The organism is Mycobacterium sp. SMC-4, assembly GCF_050205565.1.
Taxonomy (GTDB): Bacteria; Actinomycetota; Actinomycetes; order Mycobacteriales; family Mycobacteriaceae; genus Mycobacterium.
The window spans coordinates 236,073-256,296 of the sequence record NZ_JBNMQU010000005.1 but is presented as its reverse complement, the minus strand read 5'-3'; the positions used below and the strand labels follow the sequence as shown (position 1 = coordinate 256,296).

Here is a 20,224-nt window from a genome sequence, read left to right as displayed (position 1 = left end):
TGGATGAGTACAACTACTCGTCGAGGCCGTGTTCTATCGCGTAGCGCGCCAACTCCACCCGATTGCCGACCTGCAACTTACGGAAGGTGGCCTGAACGTGGTTCTCCACCGTCCGATGACTGAGCGAGAGCCGCGCCGCGATCTGCTTGGCAGTCAGCCCTTTTGCCACATGACGCAGAATCTCGGTCTCGCGTTCGGTCAGAGTCGGGGCCGCCGGACTGCTGTCGTCACGGGCGATCCGTCGGTACTCGCCGAGGACCAGTCCGGCCAGTCCGGGCGTGAACACCGCCCTGCCCTGCGCAGTCGCGCGCACCGCGTCCACCAGTTCCTGACGTGATGCGCTCTTGACCAAGTAGCCCGTGGCGCCGGCTTTGACCGCTTCGAGAACGTCGTCACGCTCGTCGGAGGCCGACAGCACCAGAATCCGGGTGTCCGGCGAGACGGCGAGTACCTCGGCGGTGGCCTGCGCGCCGTCACCGTCGCCGAGACGCATGTCCATCAGGACCACCGAAGGTTTGACGACGGCGGCGCGTCGCTTGGCGGCCGCCACCCCGTCAGCGGTGGCCACCACGTCGAATCCGTGGTCGGCCAAGTCCCTCGCCACTGCATCACGCCAGATCGGATGATCGTCGACCACCATCACGGTCACGGACTGCTCGCTCATGTGCTGCTCTCCCTCCGCGGCACGGTCAACTCCCATTCCACACCGGCGCCCGGAGAGGTGGTCAGGTCAGCGCGGCCACCGAGCGAATTGAGTCTTCCCACAATCGATTTGGCGATGCCGACGTGGCCTTCCCGCTCGGCTTGGGCGAGCCGGCCCTCGGCGATCCCGATGCCGTCGTCGCGCACGCTGACCGTCACGGTGTCACCGAGATCTTCGAGGAGTACGTAGGCGCGCGCCGACGGCCCGGCGTGGGTGGCGACGTTGTCCAACGCGTTGGTCACCGCGGCCAGCAGTTCGTCAGCGGTCGCCGTGTCGAGGAGGACCGGTTCGGCGGGGACCGCCACCGACACCCGGTCGCTGGCGCACCGTCGCAACATCACTCCGACGTCGGCCGCCGCCGCCCCGTCGGTGCTGCGTTCGCCGGTGGCACTGACCAGACGTCGCAGAGCCCGCTCCTGCTCGCCGGCCAGCTCGGCCAATCGGGCTGTCTCACCGCCGATCTCGCGGCCACGGCGTGCCACCAGCGCCAGCACCTGGATCGCACCATCGTGCACTTGCCGCGCCAACCGCTCACGCTCCTCCAGAGAGGCCGAAAGCCGAGCCGCTCGCTCGAGTTCGGCGTGTGCCCGGCGCGCGGTCTGGGCAGCCAGCCCCACGACCAGCCCTACCGCCAACTCGACGATGATCGTGGCGTTGCGGCCGAGATCGACGTGCACATAGCCCTTGAGGGCGGCCCCGGCCGCCATCACCAGCAACCCGACGCCCATGCCGGCTACCGGGCCGAACAGGATGGCCGCGGAGATCGTGGCGTTGGTCGCCCACAGCGTGGTCGGCAGCGACTGGTTGTCCAGCACCCACTGCTCCGCAGCGATCACCTCGGTACTGAGCATCAACGCCACCACGACGGCGACCTCGGTCAGGACCCACCCGGGTCTGCGACCGAAACCCTGCAGATAGGCCACCGCGCACGCGGCGCTCCACACGATCAGGACAGCGAACAGCACCCAACCGGCCGCCGGATACGCCAGATCCTGGTTCACCGCGACCTGGAAGCCCAGCGCGTAGAGGCAACTGAGCAGACGGAACACCTGCGCCGCCCGCCACAGCGGAGCAGTCGGGTCCAGCTTCACATCACCTTCGACAGAAACGCTTTCGTCCGATCATGCTGAGGGTTGGCCATCAGTTCGCGCGGATTGCCGCGCTCGACGACCACCCCGCCGTCCATGAACACCAACTCGTCGGCCACTTCTCGCGCGAACCCCATCTCGTGGGTGACCACGATCATCGTCATGCCCTCCGAGGCCAGCGTCTTCATCACCGTGAGGACCTCGCCGACCAGTTCGGGGTCCAGCGCGGAGGTCGGTTCATCGAACAGCATCAGCTTGGGGTCCATCGCCAGGGCGCGGGCGATCGCGACCCGTTGCTGCTGGCCGCCGGACAGCTGCAGCGGGTAGGCATCCGCCTTGTCGGCCAACCCGACCTGGTCGAGCAGTTCCCGGCCGCGCTGAACCGCCTTGTCCCGCTTCATCCCTTTGACCTGGATCGGCGCCTCGATGACGTTGCCGAGGGCCGTGCGGTGCGGGAACAGATTGAAGTGCTGGAACACCATGCCGACGTCGCGGCGCTGCCGGGCGACTTCGCGCGGCTTCATCTCGTACAGCCGCCCGCCGCGCTCCTTGTAGCCCACCAGCTCGCCGTCGACGTAGAGGCGGCCGGCGCTGACGGTCTCCAGATGATTGATGCACCGCAGGAACGTCGACTTGCCCGAACCCGACGGCCCGACCAGGACCAGCACCTGCCCCTTCTGCACCTCGAGGCTGACGCCCTTGAGCACTCGCAGCGCACCGAAGTCCTTGCACACCAGCTCCGCGCGCACCATGGGACGCGCCTCGGTCGCGCCGCTCACATCGACCCCGTGCCGGCTTGCGCTTTGGCCAGCGCCGCGAGCTGCTTGTCGGTCAGCTTGCGTGACGCGCCTCGAGAGAAGTACTTCTCCAGGTAGTACTGACCGACCATCAGCACGCTGGTGATCACCAGGTACCAGACCGCGGCGACCATCAGCAGCGGCACCGGCTCGAACAGGACCGAGCCGATATTGCGGGTGACCATGTACAGCTCGAGGGTGAACGGCACCGCGGTCACCAGGGACGTGGTCTTGAGCATGCTGATGATCTCGTTGCCGGTCGGCGGGATGATCACCCGCATCGCCTGCGGCAGCACCGTCCGCCGCATCGCCAGGCCCCATGACATGCCCAGCGCGGTGGATGCTTCGAGCTGACCTTCGGGCACCGAACTGATACCGGCGCGGATGATCTCGGCCATGTAGGCGGCCTCGTTGAGGCCCAGCCCGATGATCGCCAGCAGGAACGGAATGGACAGGCTCTGCAGGTCCAGGTGGAAGAACGTCGGACCGAACGGAACACCCAGCTGGATGTTCTGGTAGATCGTCGGGAACAGCCCCCAGAACACCAGCTGCACGTACACCGGCGTGCCGCGGAAGATCCAGAGATACACCCAGGCCACCGAACGGAACACCGGGTTGGGCGACAGGCGCATCACGGCGAGGGTGACCCCGAGGACGACGGCCAGCACCATCGAGAACACCGTCAGCTGCAGCGTGTACCAAATGGCGCTGGGGATGCGATCGTCGAACAGGTACCGCCAGAAAGTCGACCAACGGTAGGCGTCGTTGGTCGCGGCCCCATAGAGGAACAACCCGACGAGGATGACGATGACACCGGCCGTCACCCAGCGCCAGGGGTGCCGCAGGGGTACGGCGTCGATCGCCTCAGGCGGGGTGCCGGCATCCGTCGCCGAGGCGGCGCGCTCGCTCAGTTGATCGCCCCGTTGATCACCGGCTTGTCGATCAGGCCCTCTTCCAAGCCCCAGTTGGACGCGATTTGCTCGTAGGTGCCCGTCTCGATCAGATGCTCGAGGGCCTGCAGCAGCGACTGTGCCAGCGGCGAGCCCTTGGCCACCGGCCAACCGTAGGGCGCCGAATCGAACAGTTCACCGGCTTGCTCGAGTTTTCCGTTGCTCTGCTTGATCGCGTACTGCGTGACCGGCGAGTCCGCCGACATGGCATCGGCCTGCCCGAGCACCACGGCGTTGGTCGCCGCATCTTGTCCGTCGAACGGCACGATCTCGATCGGGGGTTGCCCGGCGTCGACGCACCTCTGGTTGCGGGCCGGCAGCTCGTCGGTCGCCTGCGTCGTGTTCGACTGCACCGCAACCCTTTTACCGCACGCGTTCTCCGGATCGATTCCGGCACCGACCTGCTGCGCCCACAGCGAGCCGGCAGAGAAGTAGGTGACGAAGTCGACGACCTCTTCGCGCTGCCTGGTGTCGGTGAACGACGACATCCCGACGTTGTAGGTGCCGCCCTGGATCGACGGGATGATCTTGTCGAAATCCGATTCGCGGTAGTCGGCCGTCAGCCCGAGTGTCGCGGCGATCGCGTTCATCAGGTCGACGTCGAAGCCGACCAGCTTGCCGTCGGGATCTTTGAACTCGTTGGGCGGATACGGGATGTTCACGCCGACGACCAGCGTGCCGGTCGACCTGATCTCCTCGGGAACGGTGTCGGCGATCTCCTGGACCTTCTCGACGTTCGCGGCGGTGGTCTGCGTCGCGGGACCGCTCGTCTCCGTGTTGCTCGAACACCCCGACAGAGCCAGCGCACCGGTCGCGACAAACGCGACAGCCACGCGCCACACCGACGTCCGGCGATCTTGTCTTGCACCCAACACAGTTGCCTCTACTTTCGGTTTCGGTCGTCGCCGCCCGGCCGGACACCTACGGACCATCTTGCGTCATGGACGTTAACGACCGCGGTTCCGTCGTGCAGCACCGGTAACGGAACATTAACGACCCCATGGAGACATCACAGCCGGACCGTGAAATACCCCGGCTCACCCGGACGGATGTGCCACACTGCCCGGCATGACACCCCCTGCTCCGCCGACCATGTTGCAGCATTTGTGGAAGACCGCGCTGTTCTCCGGGATCCTGGCCGTGCTTCTCGGGGTGATGGTGCTGGCGTGGCCGGCCATCACGATCCTCGTTGCCGCGATCTTCTTCGGCGCCTATTTGTTGATCACCGGCGTGGCGCAGGTGATCTTCGCGTTCAGCCTCCACGTCTCCGCCGGCGGACGGGTCCTGTTGTTCCTCAGCGGTGCCGCTGCGCTGATTCTGGCGGTGCTGTGCTTCCGCAGTTTGCAGGAGTCGATCCTGTTGCTGGCCATCTGGGTCGGCATCGGGTTCATCTTCCGCGGGGTGGCGACCGCGGTATCGGCGATCAGCGACCCCACGCTGCCGGGACGGGGCTGGGAGATCTTCATCGGTGTCATCAGCCTTGTCGCCGGCGTGGTGATCCTGGCCGCCCCGTTCGAATCCCTGAAGACGCTCACGCTGGTGGTCGGCATCTGGCTGGTGGTGCTCGGTGTCTTCGAGGTGGTCTCCGCGTTCGGGATCCGTAAGGAGAGCCGGGCCCTTACCGCCCCGCAGGTAACCTCGCCAGCATGAGCGAACCTCCGCCACCGCCCCCGCCAGGGCAGTACGGCCCGTTCCCGGGAGGGTATCCGCCACCCCCGCCGATGCCGTACGGCGGTTACCCGCCACCGATGCCGATGGCACCGAAGAACGGGCTGGGAATCGCGGCTCTGGTGCTGGCAATCGTCGGCCTGGTGCTGTGCTGGACGGTTGTGGGTGGCGTCATCCTCGGCGTGTGCGCGGTGTTGATCGGCTTCCTGGCGCGGGGCCGCGTCAAACGTGGCGAGGCCACCAACGGTGGCGTTGCGGTCGCGGGAATCGCGCTGGGGATCGTCTCGGTCGTCGCGGCGCTGGTGTTCATCCCGATCTACATCGGGCTCTTCGACCAGGTCGGCGGCACCGACTACATCGACTGTCTGAGCCGGGCCGGGTCGGACGCCGAGGCCGCGCAGCGTTGCGCCGACGAGTTCACTCAGCGGGTCGAGGACAAGCTGTCCGTCACGGTGACGCCGACGCCTTAGCTCGTGCGGGGAAGTACTTGACGATCCCCTCTTGCACGACCGTGGCCAACAGCTGGCCGTCCCGGTCGAAGAAATGCCCTGAACCCAGACCGCGCGAATCAGTCGCCACGGGCGAGGTCGTCGAGTAGAGCACCCAATCGTCGAACCGCACCGGCCGGTGGAACCACACCGAGTGATTGGTGGTGACGGCGAAGATGCGGTCGTGCCCCCACGACAGCCCGTGGGTGGTGATGATCGAGTCGAGCACCGTGGTGTCGGACGAGTAGACCATCGCCGCCGCGTGCAGGACAGGGTCGTCGGGCATCTGCGCGTGCGACTTCATCCACACCCGGTTGTGGTCGAGGCTGTCGCCTTTGTCCCGCAGAATCCAGGCGGGGTCGTTGGTGTAGCGCCACTCGATGGGCCGCAGCGCGTTGACGAAGTGCGGAACCACCTGCTCGTAGCCGGCCAGGAGGTCATCGATCGGTGGCAACGTCGACGGGTCGGCGACCGAGGGCGCCGCGACGCCGTGCTCGAGTCCGCGCCCTCCGGACAGGTACGACACCATCGCGGTGGTCAGCAGCTGACCGTTCTGCATGACGTCGACACGCCGGTTGGCGAAGCGACGCTCGTCGCGCAGACGCACGACGTGGAACTCCAGGTCCTGGCTGGGGTCACCGCCGGCGATGAAATGCACCGACAGCGCGCTGGGCGGCACGGGATGGCTCAGGCTGCGGCCGGCCGCGACGAACGCCTGAGCCATCATCTGCCCACCGAAGGTACGAACCGGGTTCTTGCTCGGATGCGACCCGACGAAGGTGTGCTCGTCGCGTCGGTGCAGATCCAGGGTCGCCAGCAGTTCGTCGAAATCTCTCTGCGACGACACTCGACGACCTCCCCAACCGGTTTCCCTAGACGTCGTCCTCCCCGATGCGGTGGACGTGGATCAGATTCGTGGAGCCTACTGTGCCCGGCGGAGCGCCCGCGACGATGACCACCAGGTCGCCCCTCTTGTAGCGGCCCATCTCGAGCATGGACTGGTCGACCTGCCGGATCATGCCGTCGGTGGTGTCGATGTGCGGCACGATGAACGTCTCGGTGCCCCAGGTCAGCGCGAGCTGACTGCGGATCTCGGGCAGCGCGGTGAACGCCAGCACTGGCAACGGCGTGTGCAGCCGGGCCAGGCGGCGCACCGTGTCGCCGGACTGGGTGAACGCCACCAGTGCCTTGGCGTCCAGTCGCTCACCGATGTCGCGCGCGGCATAGGAGATGACACCGCGCTTGGTGCGCGGGGTATGGGTCAATGGCGGTGCGGCCACCGAGTTGTCCTCGACTGCCGAGATGATGCGCGCCATGGTCTTGACCGTCTCGAACGGGTACTTGCCCACCGAGGTCTCCCCCGACAGCATGACCGCGTCGGCACCGTCGAGCACCGCGTTGGCCACATCGGAGGCTTCGGCGCGGGTAGGCCGGGAATTCTCGATCATCGACTCCAGCATCTGCGTGGCGACGATGACGGGTTTGGCGTTTTCCCTTGCCATCTGGATGGCCCGCTTCTGCACCAGGGGTACTTCTTCGAGCGGCAGTTCGACGCCGAGGTCCCCGCGCGCGACCATGATCGCGTCGAACGCCAATACGATGGCCTCGAGATTGTCGATGGCTTCGGGTTTCTCCAGCTTGGCGATCACCGGCACCCGGCGGCCCACCCGGTCCATCACCTCGTGGACGAGTTCGACGTCGGCGGGCGAACGCACGAACGACAGCGCCACCAGATCCACCCCGAGTCGCAACGCGAACTCGAGGTCGTCGATGTCTTTCTCCGACAGCGCCGGCGCTGACACGTTCATGCCCGGCAGCGACATGCCCTTGTTGTTGCTGACCTTGCCGCCCTCGGTGACGGTGCAGACCACGTCGTTGCCGTCGATGTGATCGACGACCAACCCGATGTTGCCGTCGTCGACCAGAACCCGGTCGCCGGGCTTGGCGTCTTCGGCCAGGCGCTTGTAGGTGGTCGACACGCGGTCGTGGGTGCCTTCGAAGTCCTCCACGGTGATCCGCACCGTCTCACCGGTGTTCCAGTAGGTCGGTCCGTCGGCGAATCGGCCCAGCCGGATCTTGGGGCCCTGTAGGTCGGCGAGGATGCCCACGGCGTGACCGGTCGCATCGGAAGCGGCGCGCACGCGCTTGTAATTGGCTTCGTGGTCGGGGTAGTCACCGTGGCTGAAATTGAGTCGGGCCACGTCCATGCCGGACTCGACCAGGTTCCTGACTGCCTCCTCGGAAGCGGTCGCGGGGCCAAGCGTACAGACGATTTTTCCGCGTCTACTCACGACAAATGAGCATAGTCGCGGATCGATTCAGACGACGCTCAGCGGCAGGGCGTTCGGCCGGACCGGTGACGGCAGGTCGGACTCCCCCATCAGAAACGTGTCGACGGCGTGGGCAGCGCTGCGTCCTTCGGCGATCGCCCACACGATCAGTGACGCACCTCGGTGTGCGTCACCGCACACAAAGACGCCGGGGGCGTCGGTCTGCCAGTCGTGTCCGCACGGCACCGTTCCACGCGGGTTCAGCCGGATACCCAGCTCGTCGAGCAGCGGCATCTCCTCGACGCCTTCGAAACCGATGGCCAGCAACGCCAGGTCACACGGAACCTCGAGGGGTTCTCCGACCGGGGTGATGCGACGACGACCGTCCTCGTCGCGCTCGACTTTCACCTCGGCGATCTCCACAGCCCGCACATGGCCGCGCTCGTCGCCGACGAAACGTTGAACGGCCACCTCGTAACGGCGGTCACCGCCCTCGGCGTGCGCCGGGGACAAGCGGGTGCGCAGCACAATCGGCCACGTCGGCCACGGCGAGCGCGAATCGTCGCGACGTTCGGGCGGCGCCGGGTTGTAATCGAGCTGGGTGACCGATTGTGCCCCCTGGCGGTGCGCCGTGCCCAGACAGTCGGCGCCGGTATCGCCGCCACCGATGATGACGACGCGCTTGCCGGCGGCGCTGATCTCGCTGGGCCGGTCCCCTTCGCATTCCTTGTTGGCCGGCACCAGGTGTTCCATCGCAAGGTGCACGCCCTCGAGTTCACGACCCTCGACACCGGTGTCCCGGGCACGCAGCGCACCGATGGCGAGCACCACCGCGTCGTAGCGCGCACGCAGCTGTTCGACGCTGACGTCCACACCGACTTCGCAGTCGGTGACGAAACGCGTTCCCTCAGCGCGCATCTGGGACAATCGCTGATTGAGTGTGGCCTTCTCGAGTTTGTACTCGGGGATGCCGTAGCGCATCAGACCGCCGATGCGGTCGTCACGTTCGTAAACCGTGACGTCGTGCCCTGCCCGGGTCAGCTGTTGGGCTGCGGCCAGACCCGCCGGGCCCGATCCGACGACGGCGACCCGCTTGCCGGTCGTGATGGCCGGGGTCTGCGGTTCGACGAGACCGTCCATCCAGGCCTGGTCGGCGATGGTCTGTTCGATGCGTTTGATGGTGACGCTGCCGCCGGTCTGGTCCTCGGCGATCGACAGCACGCACGCCGCCTCACACGGCGCCGGGCATAGCCGGCCGGTGAATTCGGGGAAGTTGTTGGTGGCGTGCAGGCGGTCGCTGGCCGCGTCCCACCGGCCGCGGCGGACCAGGTCGTTCCACTCGGGAATGAGATTGCCCAAAGGGCAACCAGCCGTGCCGGAATGACAGAACGGGATCCCGCAATCCATGCAGCGACGCGCTTGTTGGGACACCTCGGCGGCCCGTTCGTGCGGATTCTGTCGTTCATAGACCTCACGCCAGTCGCCGACACGTTCGTCGACCGGCCGCTTCGGCGCGTCGACCTTGGGGACTTCGAGGAATCCGTGCGGATCAGCCACGACTGGCCTCCATGATCGCGGTGTCGACGTCGCGGCCCTCGGCCTTGGCCATGCGGGTGGCCTGCAACACCCGCTGGTAGTCGCGCGGCATCACCTTGGTGAACTGGGCACTGCGTCGGGGCCAGTCCGACAGAATCGAGGTGGCCACCGTGCTGCCGGTGTAGCGCGCGTGGTCGGCCACCACGTCGCGTAACCAGCACAGATCTTCCTGGTCGAGGCGCTGCAACTCCACCATGGCGGTGTTCACGCGGCGGGGATCCAGGCCGAGCACATAGCCGATACCGCCGGACATGCCGGCCGCCATGTTGCGACCGACCTTGCCCAACACCACGATTCGGCCACCGGTCATGTACTCACAGGCATGGTCGCCCACGCCTTCGACGACGGCCAGCGCCCCCGAGTTGCGTGCGGCGAATCGCTCACCGACGCGACCCCGCAGATACACCTCGCCGGACGTGGCCCCGTACAGCAGGGTGTTGCCGGCGATCACGTTGTCCTCCGGGACGAAGAGCACGTCGTCTTCCGGTTTGACGATCACGCGACCGCCCGAAAGCCCCTTGCCGACGTAGTCGTTGGCATCCCCGATCAGTTCCAGCGTGATTCCGGGCGGCAGGAAGGCGCCGATGGACTGGCCGGCCGAGCCGGTCAGTGTCACGTGGATGGTGTCGTCGGGCAGCCCCTGGGCGCCGTAGCGGCGGGTGACTTCGCTGCCCAGCAGCGTGCCCACAGTGCGGTTGACGTTACGGACCGGCAGTTCCAGCCGCACCGGGTGCGCGTCCTCCAAGGCGCCTTCGGCGAGTTGGATCAGTGTCTGGTCCAGGGCCTCGTCGAGGGCGTGGTCCTGCTCGCGCGTCCGCCGACGCTGGGTCAGTTCGTCACCGTGCGCATCGGTCGGTGTGGCGAAGATGGGGGTCAGGTCGAGTCCTCTACTCTTCCAATGCGACACAGCCCCGTCGACGTCGAGCATCTCGGCGTGCCCGACCGCTTCGTCCACACTTCGGAAACCCAACTCTGCCAAATATTTTCGAATGTCTTCGGCGATGAAGCGGAAGAAGTTCTCCACGAACTCCGGCTTGCCGTTGAAACGGGCACGCAGTTCCGGGTTCTGGGTTGCCACCCCGACCGGGCACGTGTCCAGATGGCAGACACGCATCATGATGCAACCCGACACGATCAGCGGTGCGGTGGCGAATCCGTACTCCTCGGCGCCCAGCAGCATCGCGACCATGACGTCGCGCGCGGTGCGCATCCCACCGTCGCACTGCACGGTGATGCGATCGCGTAAACCATTGAGCACGAGGGTCTGCTGCGCGTCGGCCAGCCCGATCTCCCACGGCGCGCCGGCGTGTTTGAGACTGGTCAACGGCGCCGCTCCGGTGCCGCCGTCGTAGCCGGAGATCAACACCACGTCGGCGTGCGCCTTGGACACGCCGGCAGCGACCGTTCCCACGCCGACCGAACTGACCAGTTTGACATGGATGCGCGCTTCGGAGTTCGCGTTCTTCAGGTCGTGGATCAGCTGCGCGAGATCCTCGATCGAGTAGATGTCGTGGTGCGGCGGCGGCGAGATCAGACCGACCCCGGGCGTGGAGTGCCGCGTCTTGGCGATGTTGGGATACACCTTGTAGCCCGGAAGTTGTCCACCTTCACCGGGTTTGGCGCCTTGCGCCATCTTGATCTGGATGTCCGAGGCGTTTACCAGGTAGTCGCTGGTGACGCCGAACCGTCCGGAGGCCACCTGTTTGACTGCGCTGCGCCGCACCGGGTCGTAGAGGCGGTCGGCATCTTCGCCGCCCTCCCCCGAGTTCGATCGGCCGCCGAGGTTGTTCATGGCGATTGCCATGGTCTCGTGCGCCTCGACCGAGATCGATCCATAGCTCATCGCGCCCGTGTTGAATCGGGTGAGGATCGACTCGGCCGGTTCCACTTCCTCGAGGGGCACCGGCGGACGCGCATCCGTGCGGAACTTGAACAGTCCACGCAGCGCGCCTCCCTCACGAACCAGGCGGTCGACCTCCTCGGTGTACTTCTCGAAGACCTCGTAGCGGCCGGTGCGCGTGGAATGTTGGAGCAGGAACACCACTTCCGGGGTGAACAGGTGTAGTTCCCCTTCGCGCCGGAATGCGTACTCGCCGCCCACCTCGAGACGGCGGTGAACGCGCTCGGTCGGGTTCTCGGGGTACGCGCGGCGGTGGCGGAGTTTCACCTCTTCGGCGATGACGTCGAGACCGATACCGCCGAGCTGGCTCGGCGTGCCGGGGAAGTACTCCTCGATGATGTCCTTGTCGATGCCGATGGCCTCGAACGCCTGTGCCGCGGTGTAGGAGGCGACGGTCGAGATGCCCATCTTGCTCATCACCTTCATGACGCCCTTGCTCAGCGCCTTGAGGTAGTTGCGCACGGCGGCTGCAGGTTCGATGCCGGTGAGTTCGCCTTCGCGGATCAGGTCCTCGATGGACTCGAATGCCAGATAGGGATTGACCGCCGCAGCGCCGAAACCGATGAGCATCGCGATGTGGTGCACTTCGCGTGCGTCTCCGCTCTCGACCACCAGGGCCACACTGGTGCGCTTCTTGGTCCGCACCAGATGGTGGTGTACCGCCGAGACAGAAAGCAGCGACGGGATCGGGGCCTTGGTGTGGTCGGAGTCGCGGTCGGAGATCACCAGCGTGCGAGCGCCTTTGGCGATCGCCTCGGACGCACGGAACCGGAGCTCCTCGAGGGCCTCGGCAAGCCCCTCGCCGCCACGTTCGACGTCATAAAGCGCCCGCAGGACAGTCGTGCGCAGGCCGGGATGTTCACCGTCGTCGTTGATGTGGACGATCTTGCTGAGCTCGTCATTGTCGAGCACCGGCCAGCGCAGCATGATCTGGCGACAGGACGCTGCGGTGGGTTCGAGCAGGTTCTGCTCCGGCCCCATCACGCGGGCCATCGAGGTGACGATCTCTTCGCGGATCGCGTCGAGCGGCGGATTGGTCACCTGCGCGAAGAGTTCGACGAAGTAGTCGTACAACAGTTTCGAGCGCTGCGAGAGCACCGCGGCCGGGGTATCGGTACCCATCGAGCCCAGTGGTTCGGCGCCCGAGGCCGCCATCGGTGTGAGCAGTACGCGTAGTTCTTCTTCGGTGTAGCCGAAGCTGATCTGCCGCCGCACCACCGATTCGTGGTTGGGCTGCACCCGGACACGGTCGGGCAGGCACGCCAGATCGACCAGACCGGCGTGCAACCATTCGTCGTAGGCTTCGGCGGCGGAGAGTTCTGCTTTGATCTCGTCATCGGACACGATGCGTCCGGCCGCGGTGTCGATGAGGAACATCTTGCCGGGCTGCAGCCGGCCTTTGGCAACGATGCGCGCCGAGGGGACGTCGAGCACACCGCTCTCGCTGGCCAGGACCACCCGGTCGTCGATGGTGCGCCACCAGCGTCCGGGACGTAATCCGTTGCGGTCCAATACCGCTCCCACCAGCGTGCCGTCGGTGAAGGTGACGCACGCGGGTCCGTCCCACGGCTCCATCAACGAGGCGTGGAACTGCCAGAACGCCCGCTCGTCGGCGTCCATGGTGCTGTTGTTCTCCCACGCCTCGGGGATCATCATCAGCACGGCGTGGGGCAAACTGCGGCCGCCGAGATGCAGTAGCTCGAGAACCTCGTCGAACGAAGCCGAATCCGACGCTTCAGGGGTACAGATCGGCGACAGCCGACTGAGGTCGCCGGTGATGCGGCTGCTGCCGAGCATGGCTTCGCGGGCGTGCATGCGGTTGCGGTTGCCGCGCACCGTGTTGATTTCGCCATTGTGCGCCACGAAACGGAACGGGTGGGCCAGCGGCCAGGACGGGAATGTGTTGGTCGAGAAGCGACTGTGCACGATCGCGATGGCACTGAGGCAACGCTCGTCGCGAAGGTCCGAGAAGTATTGTGGCAGCTGCATTGTGGTGAGCATGCCCTTGTAAACCATGGTGCGGCTCGACAACGACGGGAAGTAGACCCCGTGCTTTTCGGCGCGCTTGCGCAACGGATAGACCCGGCGGTCGAGTTCGACTCCACCGACTCGGCTGGCCTGGTGTTCGGGTGCGGCGAGGAACAGCTGCGCCATGTGTGGCATGCATCCACGTGCGGTTGCACCGACATCGGCGCCGGCAGGGTCGACGGGAACCTCACGCCAGCCCAGTATTTCGAGGCCTTCGTCCTCGGCGATGCACGCGATCTCCTGGCAGGCGGCGGTGCGCTGATCCGGGTCGGCGGGTAGGAAGCAGATGCCCGCGGCGAAAGCGTTGGTGCCGTCCGGCGCCTTCTGCGGCAGCTCGAAGTCGACAGTCTCGCGCAACAGTTCGACGGGAAGCTGGATCAGGATGCCGGAGCCGTCGCCGCTGGTCGGCTCGGAGCCCGCGGCGCCGCGGTGTTCGAGATGTTCGAGCGCAGTCAACCCGTCGACGACGATGGAATGCGATCGGCGTCCTTTGATGTCGGCCACCATGGCGACGCCACAGGAGTCCGATTCATTGTCGGGGTCATAGAGCCCCTGACGTTCGGGCAAAGCCGAAAAGAGCATCGACGGGCTCCTCGCAGTCCTGGAATGGTTGGCAGGGACTGCACCGGCCCGTGCGGCGAGTGTATCAGCGCAGGTAAGCAGCTACCCGTCGATGACGGTCGGGACAAGCGGGAATCCGGGCAGGTTGCGCGCAACGGTCCAGGTCACCGCGGTCACCAAGATGACCGTCAAGGCCGTGGAGCTGCTCGGCGTCTTGCCCCGGCTCCTCTGAGTTACCAGCCAGACCACCAGAAGCGGAAGCCCGATCAACAGGAAGGCGTTGTCGACGAACGCCGCGGCGAGGTCACCGTGCAACAGGTCGTGGGTCATCCGGAGACCGCCGCATGCCGGGCAGTCCCAGCCGGTGAGCGCTTTGAACGGGCACGGCGGGAACACGAAATCCGGACTGTGTGGGTCCCCGAGACCCACGTACGCCAAGGCGCCGAGCACTGTCGCGCCGGTGCCCACACCCACGAGAACGCGGGCAGTGGTGCTGCGGCGGAGCGGACTAGGTCCCATCGCGCAACGGGCGTCCTGCCGGGTCGCGCACTCTGTCGGTCAGGATCAGCACCGCATCGACAATGCCCCAGATGACGGCGCCGACACCGCAGGTGATCAGACCGACGACGAGCTGCACAATGCCCAGGCCGGTGTAACCGAGGTAGATGCGGCCGATCCCGACCAGGCCCAGGAGCCCGACGAGTTGCAGCAGCCCAGCGACGACCTTCGATTTCTCCGACAGCGGTTCGCCCGTAACCGGATGGCGGCCGTAGGGCGCCGACGGATCGCCGTAGAACGGCGGATACTGCCCGGGCGGCGGTGGGTATGGGTTCGGACCCTCGTTGCCACCGAAGTGAGGCTCGCTCATGTCCACCAGCATGCCAGAGCCGTTACCGCAGACGGAGTGGTTGGTTTCGAGCGTGTTGAGCCGCTACTTCCAGTGCTACCGGTTTCGGCGGCGACGTACCCACTGCCGCACGCGAGTGCCCACCTCGGCCGCCCTCTGAGCGGCCGACGGAGGTGGCGGCAAGTCCTGGACGGGCGGTGCGACAACCTTGTCGGATTGGTCGGCCTCGGTGACGGTCTTCTCGTCCGTCTGCTCGCCTTCGGCGGTCTCGCCAGCCTCACCCGTCTCCTCATCTTCGACGGAGATCGCCTCGCGGACATCGTTGGCCTCGTCGCCTTCGACGGAGCCCAGACCTCCGACTCCCGAGGGCTCCCCGGCGGCCAACTGAGCAAGAGCAGCGGCCTCTTCCGCGCCGGCTTTCTCATCACTGTCGACGGCAGCATCGGCGACCTCTGCGGCAACGTCGTCCGCCTCAGCGCCACCGTCTACGGCCACATCGTGTGCAGCTGACGCATCGGCGACGGCCTTGTCGAGTTCCTCCTCGTCGACGGAACCCACACCGCCGACGGCCGGTGCCTCCGTGGAGGGGTACACATCGGCGGCTTCTTCATCGGAGACTTCAGTGGCCACCGCATCAGCTACAGCCTCGCCCGCTACGGCAGCCTCATGCGCGTCCGAGGCATCAGCCACCGCCTCACCGAGCTCGCCCTCGCCAACCGAACCCACACCGCCAACAGCCGAATCTTCTGCGGAGGCGACATCAACGGCTTCTTCAGCGGCCACTTCAGCGGCCACCGCATCAGCTTCGGCCTCGCCCGCTACCGCAGCCTCATGCGCGTCCGAGGCATCAGCCACCGACTCACCGAGCTCGCCCTCATCAACCGAACCCACACCACCGACAACAGCCTCTTTGTCCTCGACCGACGACTCAGCGGCTACGTCCTCAGCGGCGACCCCATCGGCTTCGTCATCGACCGCGGGCTCGCCCAGTTCCTCCCCGTCGGCGACCTCAGCAGCGACCTCGTCAGCCTCAGCCTCACCTGCTACCGCAACCTCATGCGCCTCCGAGGCATCAGCCACCGACTCACCAAGTTCGGCCTCATCAACCGAACCCACACCACCAACAGCCGAATCTTCTGCGGAGGCGACATCAACGGCTTCCTCATCGGCCACATCAGCGGCCACCGCATCAGCCGCGGGCTCGCCCAGTTCCTCCCCGTCGGCGACCTCAGCAGCGACCTCGTCAGCCTCAGCCACCGACTCACCAAATTCGCCCTCGCCAACCGAGCCCACACCACCGACAACAGTCTGTTCGTCCTCGACCGACGACTCATCGGCTACGTCCTCAGCGGCCACCGCATCAGCCTCAGCCTCACCTGCTACCGCAACCTCATGCGCCTCCGAGGCATCAGCCACCGACTCACCGAGCTCATCCTCATCAACCGAACCCACACCACCGGCCGCGACTTCGGCGTCGTCATCGGCTCGGTCTTCCTCGGCGGCGACCGTGGCAGCGGCGACGACGCCCGTCGTCGATGCCCCGACTGCGAGATCCTTGACCACGCCCTCGACTGCCGGCTCGGTAGCGCCATCTTGGTTGCCGCGCAGCGTCGCCGGATCCTCGCGGCCCCTCGGCGCGGCCATGATGTACACCACAGCCCCGATGAAGACGAACGTCGCGGTGAACGAGTTGACTCGTACCCCGGCGATCTCGGTGGCGAAATCGCTGCGCAGCAGCTCGATCCAGAACCGCCCGACGCAGTAGCCCGCGACATAGAGCGCGAAGAGCCGTCCGTGTCCGATGTTGAACCGTCGGTCGATCACCAGCAACGCGACGAAGACCAGCAGGTTCCACAGCAGTTCGTACAGGAACGTCGGATGAACGACTTCCAACAGCTGACCAGTGGACACACCGTTGAGAAAGTCGACGGCACCGCTGGCGTTACGCCGCTCGTAGATCTCCAGTCCCCACGGCAGCGTGGTCTCACGCCCGTAGAGTTCCTGGTTGAAGTAGTTACCCAGCCGGCCGATCGCCTGCGCCAGGATGATCCCTGGGGCGATCGCGTCGCCGAACGCCGGCAGCGGAATCCCCCGCCGGCGACATGCGATCCACGCGCCCACGCCGCCGAGTGCCACCGCACCCCAGATGCCGAGACCGCCGTCCCAAATGCGCAGCGCTGCACTGAAACCGGCCCCGTCGGCCCCGAAGTAGGTGTTCCAGTCGGTCAGCACGTGATAGAGCCGGCCACCGACCAGCCCGAAGGTGACCGCCCACAAGGCGATGTCGTAGATGACGCCGGGCTCACCGCCCCGCGCCACCCAGCGACGGTCACCGATCACCAACGCCGCAACGATGCCCGCGATGATGCACAACGCGTAGGCCCGCACCGGGAACGGTCCCAGGAACCAGACGCCTTGCGCAGGGCTCGGGAAAGACGCCAACAGCGTGGCGGTCACGCAGTGATCCTCTGCCGCACTCCGTCCGCCAACTCCTCGGTCAACGACCGCATCGCCGGAATCCCGTCGGTGAGCGCGGACACCAACGCCGAGCCGACGATCACCCCGTCTGCGTACGCGCCGATCTCCGCGGCCTGCTCCCGCGACCGCACACCCAACCCGACACCGACCGGAATGTCCGCGACCTCTTTGACCCGACGCACGAGCTCCGGTGCGGCGTTGGACACCGCGTCACGCACACCGGTCACACCCATCGTCGAGGCGGCATACACGAAACCGCGCGATGCCCGCACCGTGGCAGTCAACCGCTCGGGTGTCGACGAAGGCGCGACAAGAAAGATCCGATCCAGGTCGTGCGCCTCCGAAGCCGCCATCCAATCGTCGGCCTCTTCGGGAATCAGGTCCGGCGTGATCATCCCGAAACCACCGGCCGACGCGAGATCGCGCGCGAATGCGTCGACCCCTTTGCGCAGCACCGGATTCCAGTAGCTCATGACCACGGCGCGACCACCTGCGTTGCTGATGGCCTCCACCGCGGTCAACGCATCACGAACGCGCACACCTCCACGCAGCGCCACCTCGGTCGCCGCCGCGATCGTCGGCCCGTCCATACCGGGATCCGAATAAGCGATACCGACCTCGATGATGTCGCAGCCCGATTCCACCAGAGCGGTCATCGCCGAGATCGAGGTGGGCACGTCCGGGTAACCGGTCGGCAGATAACCGATCAGCGCCGAACGCCCCTCGGCACGGCAGGATTCGAACAGTCCGGAAAGCCGACTCGTCACTGGCCACCGTCCAAGAGTCCGAACCACTTCGCGGCCGTCTCGACGTCCTTGTCGCCACGCCCCGACACGTTCACCAAGATGATCGACCCGGGGCCGAGCTCGACCGCCAGCTTCACCGCGCCGGCCACCGCGTGCGCCGACTCAATGGCGGGGATGATGCCCTCGGTCCGGCTGAGCAGCGACAGCGCATCCATCGCCTCGGTGTCGGTGATCGGCTCGTACCGCGCCCGCCCGACGTCCTTGAGCAGCGCATGTTCGGGACCCACACCGGGATAGTCCAGTCCGGCCGAGATCGAATGCGATTCGATGGTCTGACCGTCTTCGTCCTGCAGCAGGTACGAGAAGGACCCTTGGAAAGCTCCAGGCGAACCACCGGTGAAAGTTGCTGCGTGACGGCCGGTTTCGACACCGTCTCCGGCGGCTTCGTAGCCGACCAGCGCCACTCCGGGATCGTCGATGAAGGCGTGGAAGATCCCGATCGCGTTCGACCCGCCGCCGACACATGCCACGACCGCATCGGGCAACCGGCCCGCCTGATCGAGCATTTGGGCGCGTGCCTCCATCCCGATCACCCGCTGGAAGTCGCGCACCATCATCGGGAACGGATGCGGCCCGGCCGCGGTGCCGAAGCAGTAGTAGGTGTCGTGGGCGTTGGTGACCCAGTCACGGAACGTCTCGTTGATCGCGTCCTTGAGGGTCTTGGACCCCGACTCGACGGCAACCACCGTGGCACCGAGCAGGCGCATCCTCGCGACGTTCAACGCCTGGCGTGCCGTGTCGACGGCGCCCATGTAGATCACGCACTCCAGACCGAGCAACGCGCAGGCGGTAGCGGTGGCCACGCCGTGCTGGCCGGCACCCGTCTCGGCGATGACGCGGGTCTTGCCCATCTGACGGGCCAGCAGCGCCTGACCCAGCACGTTGTTGATCTTGTGCGAGCCGGTGTGGTTCAGATCCTCTCGCTTGAGGAAGATGCGGGCGCCGCCGACGTGCTCGGTGAGCCGTTCTGCCTCGTAGAGCGGTGAGGGTCGCCCGGTGTAGTGACGCTGCAACCGGTCGAGTTCGTCGAGGAAAGTCTGGTCGCCGCGCGCCTTCTCGTAGGCGGCGGTCACCTCCTCGATGACGGCCATCAGCGCCTCGGGAACCAACCGGCCGCCGTAGGCGCCGAAATGCCCACGCTCGTCGGGATCGTGTGAAGTTGGTTCAGCTACCGCCGCGCTGGCGGGCGGCAGGTCAGGACCGGTCACCCCGCCCACTTAACGCGCAGGTTTCGGGCACGACGGATGGGTACCGGCGGTGACCAGATCGGCGACCGCGGTGCGGGGGTCACCACTGGTGACCAGGCCTTCACCGACGAGGACCGCGTCGGCACCGGCCCCCGCGTACGCCAGCAGGTCAGCGGTCCCCCGCACGCCCGACTCGGCGACCCGGATGACGTTGCTCGGCAGCCCGGGTGCGATACGAGCGAACGTGTTGCGGTCGACCTCGAGCGTCTTGAGGTTGCGTGCGTTGACCCCGATGACCTTGGCGCCGGCCTGCAGCGCCCGGTCGGCCTCTTCCTCGGTGTGCACCTCGACCAACGCGGTCATGCCCAGCGATTCGGTGCGCTCCAGCAGCGACTCGAGCGCCGGCTGCTCCAGTGCAGCGACGATGAGCAGCAGCATGTCCGCGCCATGCGCACGAGCCTCGTGGATCTGGTACGGGCGGACGATGAAATCTTTGCGCAGCACCGGGATCGACACCGCGGCGCGTACCGCGTCGAGGTCGTCGAGTGAACCGTGGAAGCGACGCTCCTCGGTCAACACGCTGATGACGCGCGCGCCACCGTCCTGATAGGCCTTCGCCAGATCGGCCGGGTCGGCGATCGAGGCCAACGCACCGCGCGACGGGCTGGCTCGTTTCACCTCGGCGATCACCGCGATGCCAGGTGCCCGCAGGGCGCCCATCACATCCAGGGGCGCCGGCGCCCGCTGGGCCCGCTCTTTGATCTCCGCCAGACTCACCGCGGCCTCGCGAGCGGCAACGTCGGCACGGACTCCTTCGAGAATGGAGTCGAGCACGGTCGCCGAACTCATAGGCGTCG

17 protein-coding genes are annotated in these 20,224 nt (G+C 66.5%); 2 read left to right on the top strand and 15 right to left on the bottom strand.

From position 1 onward, the window contains the following. Positions 1-13: 13 nt before the first annotated feature. The 5 genes from ACQI46_RS11645 to ACQI46_RS11625 are packed head-to-tail and all read right to left on the bottom strand — an operon-like array spanning position 14 to position 4,380. Positions 14-664 (bottom strand): response regulator, encoded by a 651-nt coding sequence (locus tag ACQI46_RS11645; RefSeq protein ID WP_427094139.1) that lies wholly within the window; start codon positions 662-664, stop codon positions 14-16. Further along, positions 661-1,794, bottom strand: a complete 1,134-nt coding sequence (macS, locus tag ACQI46_RS11640) for a MacS family sensor histidine kinase (RefSeq protein WP_427094138.1) — start codon at positions 1,792-1,794, stop codon at positions 661-663. The genes ACQI46_RS11645 and macS overlap by 4 nt, the downstream gene beginning before the upstream one ends. Further along, positions 1,791-2,543 (bottom strand): amino acid ABC transporter ATP-binding protein, encoded by a 753-nt coding sequence (locus ACQI46_RS11635; RefSeq protein WP_427094222.1) that lies wholly within the window; start codon positions 2,541-2,543, stop codon positions 1,791-1,793. The genes macS and ACQI46_RS11635 overlap by 4 nt, the downstream gene beginning before the upstream one ends. A gap of 23 nt (positions 2,544-2,566) precedes the next feature. Continuing rightward, positions 2,567-3,499, bottom strand: a complete 933-nt coding sequence (locus tag ACQI46_RS11630) for an amino acid ABC transporter permease (protein WP_427094221.1) — start codon at positions 3,497-3,499, stop codon at positions 2,567-2,569. Continuing rightward, the gene (locus ACQI46_RS11625) at positions 3,496-4,380 is read right to left on the bottom strand and encodes an ABC transporter substrate-binding protein (protein ID WP_427094137.1); all 885 of its coding nucleotides are present in this window, start codon (positions 4,378-4,380) and stop codon (positions 3,496-3,498) included. The genes ACQI46_RS11630 and ACQI46_RS11625 overlap by 4 nt, the downstream gene beginning before the upstream one ends. A 226-nt stretch (positions 4,381-4,606) precedes the next feature. Here ACQI46_RS11625 and ACQI46_RS11620 point away from each other — a divergent pair, with 226 nt between their 5' ends. Beyond that, positions 4,607-5,188 (top strand): HdeD family acid-resistance protein, encoded by a 582-nt coding sequence (locus ACQI46_RS11620; protein WP_427094136.1) that lies wholly within the window; start codon positions 4,607-4,609, stop codon positions 5,186-5,188. Continuing rightward, on the top strand, positions 5,185-5,676 hold the full coding sequence (locus ACQI46_RS11615) for a DUF4190 domain-containing protein (RefSeq protein ID WP_427094135.1): 492 nt from the start codon (positions 5,185-5,187) through the stop codon (positions 5,674-5,676). The genes ACQI46_RS11620 and ACQI46_RS11615 overlap by 4 nt, the downstream gene beginning before the upstream one ends. Here ACQI46_RS11615 and ACQI46_RS11610 read toward each other — a convergent pair. From ACQI46_RS11610 to trpC, 10 genes are all read right to left on the bottom strand, one after another. After that, the gene (locus ACQI46_RS11610) at positions 5,654-6,541 is read right to left on the bottom strand and encodes an acyl-CoA thioesterase II (protein WP_427094134.1); all 888 of its coding nucleotides are present in this window, start codon (positions 6,539-6,541) and stop codon (positions 5,654-5,656) included. The two genes, ACQI46_RS11615 and ACQI46_RS11610, sit on opposite strands and share 23 nt — an antisense overlap. A 25-nt stretch (positions 6,542-6,566) precedes the next feature. Further along, positions 6,567-7,985 carry a pyruvate kinase gene (pyk, locus tag ACQI46_RS11605; protein WP_427094133.1) on the bottom strand — a complete coding sequence of 473 codons (1,419 nt, stop codon included), beginning with the start codon at positions 7,983-7,985 and terminating at the stop codon, positions 6,567-6,569. 27 nt (positions 7,986-8,012) lie between these two features. Beyond that, positions 8,013-9,521, bottom strand: a complete 1,509-nt coding sequence (locus tag ACQI46_RS11600) for a glutamate synthase subunit beta (RefSeq protein ID WP_427094132.1) — start codon at positions 9,519-9,521, stop codon at positions 8,013-8,015. Further along, on the bottom strand, positions 9,514-14,070 hold the full coding sequence (gene gltB / locus ACQI46_RS11595) for a glutamate synthase large subunit (protein WP_427094131.1): 4,557 nt from the start codon (positions 14,068-14,070) through the stop codon (positions 9,514-9,516). The genes ACQI46_RS11600 and gltB overlap by 8 nt, the downstream gene beginning before the upstream one ends. Before the next feature lie 81 nt (positions 14,071-14,151). Next, positions 14,152-14,568, bottom strand: coding sequence for a DUF2752 domain-containing protein (locus tag ACQI46_RS11590; RefSeq protein WP_427094130.1), 417 nt, complete (start codon positions 14,566-14,568; stop codon positions 14,152-14,154). After that, complete coding sequence (locus ACQI46_RS11585; protein ID WP_427094129.1) at positions 14,558-14,917, bottom strand: NINE protein; 360 nt, start codon at positions 14,915-14,917, stop codon at positions 14,558-14,560. The genes ACQI46_RS11590 and ACQI46_RS11585 overlap by 11 nt, the downstream gene beginning before the upstream one ends. A gap of 75 nt (positions 14,918-14,992) precedes the next feature. Beyond that, a complete protein-coding gene (gene lgt / locus ACQI46_RS11580; RefSeq protein WP_427094128.1) occupies positions 14,993-17,353 on the bottom strand; it encodes a prolipoprotein diacylglyceryl transferase in 2,361 nt (786 codons plus the stop codon). After that, positions 17,350-18,141, bottom strand: coding sequence for a tryptophan synthase subunit alpha (gene trpA / locus ACQI46_RS11575; RefSeq protein WP_427094127.1), 792 nt, complete (start codon positions 18,139-18,141; stop codon positions 17,350-17,352). Before trpA ends, lgt begins: the two co-directional genes overlap by 4 nt. Continuing rightward, entirely contained in the window at positions 18,138-19,397 is a 1,260-nt protein-coding gene (gene trpB / locus ACQI46_RS11570; protein WP_427094126.1) for a tryptophan synthase subunit beta, read from the bottom strand. The genes trpA and trpB overlap by 4 nt, the downstream gene beginning before the upstream one ends. Further along, a complete protein-coding gene (gene trpC, locus ACQI46_RS11565) occupies positions 19,398-20,216 on the bottom strand; it encodes an indole-3-glycerol phosphate synthase TrpC (RefSeq protein WP_427094125.1) in 819 nt (272 codons plus the stop codon). Positions 20,217-20,224: the final 8 nt, after the last annotated feature.